General features: G+C 64.2%; 6 protein-coding genes and 1 pseudogene. 2 read left to right on the top strand and 5 right to left on the bottom strand.

Annotation, left to right across the window (positions count from 1 at the left end; all coding sequences use genetic code 11):
* Positions 1 to 252 (bottom strand): annotated as a pseudogene (locus tag AC1DRP_RS07445) (MFS transporter); the annotation flags it as partial.
* 470 nt (positions 253 to 722) lie between these two features.
* Here AC1DRP_RS07445 and AC1DRP_RS07440 point away from each other — a divergent pair.
* A complete protein-coding gene (locus tag AC1DRP_RS07440; RefSeq protein WP_476768215.1) occupies positions 723 to 1,163 on the top strand; it encodes an HD domain-containing protein in 441 nt (146 codons plus the stop codon).
* Positions 1,164 to 1,271: 108 nt separating this feature from the next.
* On the opposite strand, the gene AC1DRP_RS07435 is transcribed toward AC1DRP_RS07440, so the two are convergent.
* The 3 genes from AC1DRP_RS07435 to AC1DRP_RS07425 all read right to left on the bottom strand — a co-directional run bounded on the left by AC1DRP_RS07435 (position 1,272) and on the right by AC1DRP_RS07425 (position 5,612).
* Positions 1,272 to 3,674, bottom strand: coding sequence for a multicopper oxidase family protein (locus AC1DRP_RS07435; RefSeq protein ID WP_441506820.1), 2,403 nt, complete (start codon positions 3,672 to 3,674; stop codon positions 1,272 to 1,274).
* A 289-nt stretch (positions 3,675 to 3,963) separates the two neighbouring features.
* Positions 3,964 to 5,016, bottom strand: a complete 1,053-nt coding sequence (locus tag AC1DRP_RS07430) for an alpha/beta fold hydrolase (RefSeq protein WP_441506821.1) — start codon at positions 5,014 to 5,016, stop codon at positions 3,964 to 3,966.
* Between the two features lie 263 nt (positions 5,017 to 5,279).
* On the bottom strand, positions 5,280 to 5,612 hold the full coding sequence (locus tag AC1DRP_RS07425; protein WP_476768214.1) for a potassium channel family protein: 333 nt from the start codon (positions 5,610 to 5,612) through the stop codon (positions 5,280 to 5,282).
* A gap of 356 nt (positions 5,613 to 5,968) precedes the next feature.
* On the opposite strand from AC1DRP_RS07425, the gene AC1DRP_RS07420 reads away from it, so the two are divergent.
* The gene (locus AC1DRP_RS07420; RefSeq protein WP_476768213.1) at positions 5,969 to 7,027 is read left to right on the top strand and encodes a hypothetical protein; all 1,059 of its coding nucleotides are present in this window, start codon (positions 5,969 to 5,971) and stop codon (positions 7,025 to 7,027) included.
* 421 nt (positions 7,028 to 7,448) lie between these two features.
* Here the strand turns inward: AC1DRP_RS07420 and AC1DRP_RS07415 are convergent, their stop codons facing one another.
* Entirely contained in the window at positions 7,449 to 7,667 is a 219-nt protein-coding gene (locus AC1DRP_RS07415) for a hypothetical protein (RefSeq protein ID WP_476768212.1), read from the bottom strand.
* Between the last annotated feature and the right edge of the window lie 147 nt (positions 7,668 to 7,814).

The raw sequence follows: 7,814 nt of genomic DNA, 5'->3' as shown, positions 1-7,814 counted from the left end.
GAACACGAGCGCGCCGAACGGCCGCACGGCGAAACCGGCTGCAAAACTGAAKAGCACGAAGATGAATTTCGCCGTATCGTTGTCGCCGGGCACGAAACTGGCGGCGATGTTCGCGGCGAGCGGGATGGTGAGGTAGAAATCGTACCACTCGAAGACCGTGCCGGCCGACGAGGCGATGATGACCTTGCGTTCTTCTCTGGACATCGGTCGGGGCGCGTCAGCCGCCCCCGGTGCTTGCGCAGCCACGTTCATAACGCGATCTCCCTGCTCAATCCCCCCGCAGCCTGATCATTCGGGCCGGATCAAACGATTGCCCGAGATCGGCACTTGCGCAATCCGGCACTTAGTCTTGCATCGTTTGTCGTACGACTAGACTCAGAATTCGTTGATTGGAGCCAGACGATGACGGTTGCGGCGGGATAGATGGCCGAGAAGAAAATGGGGGCGTATCAGTCGTAATCTATGGCGATGCGTCGCCAGTCTTTAAGCTTGGCGAAGAGGTTCGCGACCTTGTGGCGCTGGCGATAGACCCCTTGTCGTAGGAACACGGGATTTTTCGGCTTCTGCTCGATGGAATGCAGGGTTCGATGTCTCTGGCACCCGGCGCCTGGCTGGTCGGTGGGTTGAGACGGACCTCTTGGAGACGCCCTGGTGCCGATCACTTGCCACCTTCTTGCCGGGCACCTTACGGCCTAAGCTGTGGCATCGGAGGAGAGTGAACGATGGCTACCCTGGAACGAGCGATCGGTATTGCGGCAGAGGCTCACGCCGGCCAGCTCGACAAGACCGGCGCACCCTATATCGCCCATCCGATGCGGCTGATGGCGCGCTTCCTGGCAGGCGGCAACGAGGAATCGGCGATTATCGCGGCGCTGCACGATGTCGTGCAGGATTCGAAATGGACCCTCCACGACCTTCACCGCGAGGGCTTCTCCCAGGAGATCCTGTCTGCGCTCGAAGCCCTGACCCGTCGCGACGGCGAGGAATACGTGGACTATATCCGGCGCGCCGCAGCCCATCCGCTGGCGCGCTTCGTCAAGGAGGCGGATATCCGCGACAACCTGGCGGAAGAACGGATGAACAAGGTCTATGACCGCGAGAGGCTTTTCAACAAATATTCCGTGGGGTTGCGTGTGATCGCTGAGACGCCGCTCAAGCGCTAGGGCGCAGCCCGTAGAACAGCAGCCGTCACCAAGGGCGACGGCTGCCATGGCTGTCTTTGGATCGGCCCGAAAACCGCGATCCACTTTTCGGGCCGATGCTAGGAGCCCTCAGCCAGCGCTGGCGAAGCGCGTGCTGCGCGGATCGCCCTCCGGCAAGACCTCGGGCTGCTTCCAGACCACGCCGTTCGGCGTCGGGATCGGCGTCATCGTCAGCTGGTATTGCGGCTGGCCGCGAAAATTCGGATCGCCCGGCTGCTCGCTCTGGATCTGGTAGCGCAGCAGCATCGCGAAATCCTCATGCGCCGTGTTGTGGCAGTGGCTGACATAGGCGCCACCGAACTCGCCGAAGCGCACCTGGAACTTGACCCGGCCGGAGGGCCGCAGCCGCCAGACATCCTTGCGCGCCAGCCGCTCCGTCGCCGGGATCGGCGCACCGCCGCGATCGATGGTGACGCCCTCCTCGAAATGCAGGTGGATGGGATGATCCCAGCCGCCACCGCCATTGATCAGCGTCCAATGCTCGACCTCGCCCGGCTTCGGGATCAGCATCGAAATCCGGTTGGCATTGAGCGAATGCGCGTTCTCGCCATTGATCTTGATCGTCCAGGGGAAGCTCGCGATGTCGCCGCATTCAGGGATGCACTGGCCGTCGGCGCCCCGTGAATCGCCGGTGCCGGATCGTCCGAACTCGATCACCCGCTCACGGACCGGTGCCACGATCGGGATCTGGGTCGTCAGCGTCTTCGTGCCCGTGCGCCAATCGGGATCGGCGAAATTGGCGCTGCGGTCGACATCGAGCGGGCTGCTGGCATTGTAGAGCTTGCCGGGGTTGTCGACGCTCTGAAGCTGGTTCACCACCCGGAACTCGAGGAAGGGACCAACGCACGGATCGTCGTCATCGCCCTTGAAGGCCGAGGCCATCGAGACCGGCCCCTTGGGGAGACGCCCGTCGGTCTGCTTCARCAGGTTGACCAGATAGACGCTGTCGCCGGGCTCGAAGGCGGCGAAGTCGACGACGATGTCGAAGCGCTCCGCCACGCCCATCTCGTCGGTCTCGGTCAGGGCGATCGGGTTGACCAGCAGGTTGCCGTCATTGGCGATGAAGTAGAACGGCACATTGGTCATGCGCGCAAAGCGCCGGCTCTTGTTGACCGCCAGCGCCAGCTTCATGAACCGCGCCATCGCCGCATTCAGGATGCGGAAGCGGTAGCGCCGCGGCAGCACCTCGAAATAGGGGTAATAGGTGCCGTTGACGCAGAGCATATCGCCGAGGAAACCGTCAGTGTCGAAGATGTCGAAGCGGGCCTGGCCATTGGCGTCGAAGGCGGGGTTCGAGACCGCCAGATTCACGTCGAAATCGAGATTGCCCCATTTCAGCTGCGAGCCGCTGGGCAGCCGCAGGTTGATGCCGTCATTGAGGTCCTCGCGGCCGCGATCGGGGCCGCTATAGATATTGCACAGCCCGAAAATGCCCTTGTGCACGTTCTCGGCGGTGAAGAAGAAGCGATGGTCGTGGAACCAGAGGCTGCTCTGGATCTCGCGGAAATCGCCGGGGACCTGGACCAGGCCCTCGCGGTCATCGGGCCCCGAGCATTTGCGGGCATAGTCGCGGTCGCCGGTCGGCCAGACATTGGGCATGTCGCGCCGGGCCATCGCCATGCCCCAGTGGTAATCGTAGAAGGTGCCGGGGAAGTGATAGGCGTTGCAGGCGCCGTCACTTTCGGCGCCGTTATGGGCGTTATGGAGATGGATCGAGATCTCGTTGCGCCCAAAGCCGCCATTCTTCCTCCGGTCGACCGGCAGATCGTTATAGATCCGGGTCAGGATCGGCTCGCCATAGCGCGCCTTGATCAGGGTCGGCTGGCCGATCCCGGTGCGCAAGCCGGCGGTCCGCCCTTCCCGGCCAGGTGCGCGCGGCCCGAAGGTCCACATCGAGGTCGCCGCCTGTTCCGGCATGCCGTCGCAGAAATAGCAGCCGGCCTTGACCTGTCCGAGCGAGAGCAGATAGCCCTTCTTGGGATAGAGTTCCTCCCAGCGCTGATGCGCGAAGAACTCACCGGGCGGGCGGCCCTCGAACGGCCCCGCATTGGTGACCGGGTTGCGGTAGAGCCCACCGCCTGAACTGGTGAAATCGGTGTGGTAGGAGAAATTCTTCGCCGGCAGCTCCTGGGCGCCCGAGGCTCCGCCCCAGGCGGCATCGCCATTCGCCATGCGCGTCAGCGGCACGGGTTTCAGCACCTCCGGGCGCGGCATCAGGTCATGGAACTTGTCGACACCGAAGGTCGGGCTTCGCGGCGCGCCTGTCGGCACCTGGGCGTAGGCGCTCCTGGCGAAGGGGCTCAACCCATTCTTCGCGATCAGCAGGCCACCCGCCGTGAAATAGCCCCAGCGCAGCAAATCGCGTTTGGTGATCTCGCCGACCGACAGCGCCTTGACGATCTCGAGCCGGTTTTCGAGAGCACGCTGCGCCTCCCGCAGCCGCAAACCCTTGGTCAGACGCGGTAGATACATGCCGACCTCCCCCGATGCCGCAATTGCGGCAGAAATACCGTGCCGGTGATAGCTGGAGGGCGCCGCGAATTGTAGAGATGATGGTCGCTCAATCCGTGCGGCGAAGGTCAGACCACGAATCTATACTTACGATGGGGCCGCGACAGCGCTCTGCGCAGTCCGGCGCCATTCGGGGCGCGATGCCCGGATTCAGGGCAGGAATCCGCCTTCGATCGCGCGCGCTCGCACCATGGAGCCCGTTTCCGCCCCATGAGGCCGGCAAAGCAGCGGGCTCCCGATCATGCGGCCGTCAGAGCCTGTCGGCGGCGATCACCGCCTGGGCGAAGGGCTGCGGCGCCTCCTGTGGCGGATTATGGCCGATGCCGCCGGTGAAGAGCCGGTGCTCGTATTTGCCGGTGAACCGCTTCGCATAGACGGCAGGCTCCGGATGCGGCGCGCCATTGGCATCCCCCTCGATGGTGATCGTCGGCACGCCGATCGTCGGAAAGGCAGCGAGCTTCTTTTCCAGCTCGTCATATTGCGGCTCGCCCGCGGCCAGGCCGAGGCGCCAGCGATAATTATGGATCGAAATCGCGACATGGTCGGGGTTGTCGAGGGCGGTGGCCGAGCGCGCAAAGGTTGCGTCGTCAAAGGCCCATTTCGGCGAGGCCAGCTCCCAGATCAGGCGCGCGAAGTCATGCGTGTATTTCGCGTACCCCGCCTGCCCGCGCTCGGTGGCGAAATAATACTGGTACCACCATTGCAGTTCGGCCTTCGGCGGCAGCGGTACCTTGTTCAGCTCCTGGCTGCCGATGAGATAGCCGCTCACCGAGACCATCGCCTTGCAGCGCTCCGGCCAGAGCGCGGCGACGATATTGGCGGTCCGGGCGCCCCAGTCATAGCCGGCGAGGACCGCCTTCTCGATCTTCAGGGCGTCCATCAAGGCGACGAGGTCACGGCCCAGGGCCGCCTGCTGGCCGTTGCGCGGCGTGCCGTCGCTGAGGAAGCGCGTCGTTCCATATCCGCGCAGATAGGGCACGATTACGCGGTAGCCGGCCCCGGCGAGAAGAGGAGCAACCTCGACATAGCTGTGGATGTCATAGGGCCAGCCATGCAGCAGCAGCGCCGGCGGACCATCCGCCGGGCCGGCCTCGGCATAGCTGACCTCGAGAACGCCCGCCACGATCCGCTTCAGCGGAGCAAACGAGGCCTGCACGCCCTGCCCCGCGCTGCCCGCAGGTGTGACGGAGGGTGGACTGGTCTGGGCGCGGGCACCGCCGATCGCAGTGAACGGGGCAAGTGCGGCTCCGAGCGCCAGGGCGCCGAGGACATTCCTGCGCGGGTGATCGATCTGCTCGGGCATGGCTCTTCTCCCGATGGCTTGAATGGTAGGGGAAGGACGCGGAGCCATTGTATCCCGGCTGCGTCGCGGCGCAGCCGAAATCGAAATCGCGCGTCGGATCAGGCGGTCGCGATTCCGGGGGACAATCGGCTCGCCGCCGTTGCGCAGCCAGCCCGGACGTCGGGGGCCGGCGTGACAGCGGTCATTCCGCCCACGGCGATGCTCGCACGCGACCCCTTGAGCTCGCATTCGCCTCCGGAAGCCAGGCAGCCGCAGGCGGACCCCTATTTATGCTCGGGCGGCTCGACTTCCGTCGCTCGCAGCGCCTCGACAGTGACAGCCGCAATAAGTCCGGTCATCACGATGCCGGCGAAACCGATCACGACGGCAAGCATGCGCGAGCTGAAATGCGTCGGCGTGAAATCCCCATAGCCGATCGTGAAGCCGGTCACGAAGGTGAAATAGAGGGAGTCGCCGAAACCCCAGTCCTCGATGCGCCCGATCAGAAACCCCGGCACGAGCATGGTCGCGAGCACACCGGAGAGAACCGGCCACATCACGCGGAAACTCCCGATCAGCGCGAAGAAGAAAGCGTGCMGCTTCTGCCTGGCATCCATGGATTTGAGAACCGCGTAAGATTTCGTAAGCCGAGGATAGCCTCGCCCAGCAGTAATTGCCAGTTGCGGAGGAGCTACGCGTGGCCCGCGCCGGACGTGTCCGTGACGCGTTTCGCTGGCTTGGCCAATCATTGCCCTGGTGCACGCGCAACCTGACAGGTCGCGTCAGGTAAATGTCAGGTTCACCGGTGTAGGGTTCGCAGGCCCCAGAAGCCCTTCACGCATCTGCGAAGAAGACCGCGAACACGACGTCATCCAATGCGTATTAGGCTGGGTCTCCCGGCCGAGCGATACTGCTGGAATACGCATCCGCTCCAAATCGGGACTGCCAATCATAAAACCCAGGGAGGCTACTCATGGTCATGCGACGTATTTGCCATTTTCGCACCACGCCCTGCGCGCGGACAGCGGGTGAGAACGGTCGCGCGAGCGGTCATCTGGGGACCGCCGCGCTGGTCGCGCTGCCGCTGCTCCTCGCAGCAGGCGCAGCCCAGGCCGCGTCATCGGAAGGGTGCGAGGGCGGCGGCTTTACCGTGCTGGGACGCACTCAGAATGCCACCCTCCCCGCCAGCGCTCTTGGGACGAGTTTTCGGGTGCAGGGCAAATATGCCCAATTCGATGTCGACTCGGCGACCCTCGGCATCCGCAACTTCACGCTAACCGGTGCGCCAAATCCCCTCGACATCACGGGAGGAGTGCCGACCCCGGTCTTCGCCAGCAAGCTCCCCGACCATCGCGGGTTGTCGCTGACCAGTTCACTCACCGTCGAGATCAAGGAGACCGAGATCGAGATCGGGAGAACGGGCCAAAACCTCAGCATGAAGATCCAGGCAAAGGACTGCGCGACTGGCGGCATATTCCAGATGGAGGTGGAACGCGAAGATGGAACGCCGACCCTCTTCACCCATATCCTGGCGGAAGGCGCCAACCCTCAGCTGAAGGCGTTCTATTTCGACAATCGCAACTTCCGGAACCGGGAAGGCGACGAGGTTCCCTACAAGGACATCACGGTCACCGTCCCGGCCCGCGTCAATTTCGGCAATAACTTCTCCCGCAAGTTCGTCGGCAGGGACAGCCCTCAGGTTGCCACGCGCAGGTCGGAACCGGATTGCGTGAACCTGATCGCCACCCGCGTCCCCACCAGCCCCGCGACCGTGCGTCATTGCGGCGGCGTATCCCGCTGGGACGTGGCGAGTGGCGGTCGCATGGGCCAGGTGATGGGCGAGGATGCGGTCGAGGTCGCTCCGCCAGCCACGGAATGCGTCAAGAAATGCCAGGCGCAGAACCGGGTTCGCGGCCGGTCAACGGTCCTTGGCTTCCCCTTCCCGGTCAATCCGGAAGACCAGCTCCAGCCGCGCTTCCCGCGGCAACAGCAGGCGGGCGCAACGCTGTCGGTTGCGACGAACCCGCAATAGGCGGGCACGTCCGGACAGCCCGTGCCCTATGGCGAGCGCGCCACCCGCGCTCGCCGGCATTCATTTTTGAAAGCGGTATGAGGTCCTGTTCGTCGGCGATCTGGTCGGCCGCCTCGGTTCGAAACGCCGGGCGGCTCTGAAGGCATCCCCACCCGGCAGGACCGATGGGCTGGCGAAACCCGCCATGCGATAGCGGGATGGAGCGGCCGATGGCCAAACCAGTGCCCGCCGTTCCGGCAGAAGCGGCGGGGCTCAGGCCGTGATGACGCCGGAAGGGGATTGCGGCGCCGGGACGCCCCACAAACACATGACGGCGCCTCCGGCTCCATGCCTGCCCGGACATTCGCGCCGGCTCGAAGATTTCGCCAGTTTCGATGAGACGCCGCGTGCAGTTGGCCCGCCCGCAGACGATGATGACGCGTTAGGCGTGGGCCCTGAACTTTTGCAGCGCACGCCTTGCCAGGTCCTCATCATCAATGGCGATCATCACCAGGTTCGCCACGATATAGGCCAATCGCTCTCGTTCGAGCTGTAKGTCGTGGCCCTCATCAAGGGCTGGCCTGATGGCCTCCCAGGCCGCATCCAAGGCCGCCTGGGCGCGCGCAATGTCCACCGGATCCGTGAGCGATGAGAATGGCATGGTCGCTCCCCCAACACCAAACTACATCGAAAATCTGGCCATCGCGCTCAAAAATGCAAGCTCTTCGGTCGCCGACAAAAAGCCCGCCCCCCTTTCGGAGCGGCGGRCAGTGCCTTGGAACTCAGAGATCTTGGGGTCCCTGGGAGA

This window comes from Allobosea sp. 01N443, from assembly GCF_056399325.1.
The sequence above is the reverse complement of the archived record's forward strand: the minus strand, read 5'-3'. Positions and strand labels throughout refer to the sequence as shown.

Excerpts from the sequence above, each read along its gene's own strand:
- AC1DRP_RS07440 (WP_476768215.1), top strand. The coding sequence starts at position 723 with ATGGCTACCCTGGAACGAGCGATCGGTATTGCGGCAGAGGCTCACGCC.
- AC1DRP_RS07430 (WP_441506821.1), bottom strand. The coding sequence starts at position 5,016 with ATGCCCGAGCAGATCGATCACCCGCGCAGGAATGTCCTCGGCGCCCTG.
- AC1DRP_RS07420 (WP_476768213.1), top strand. The coding sequence starts at position 5,969 with ATGGTCATGCGACGTATTTGCCATTTTCGCACCACGCCCTGCGCGCGG.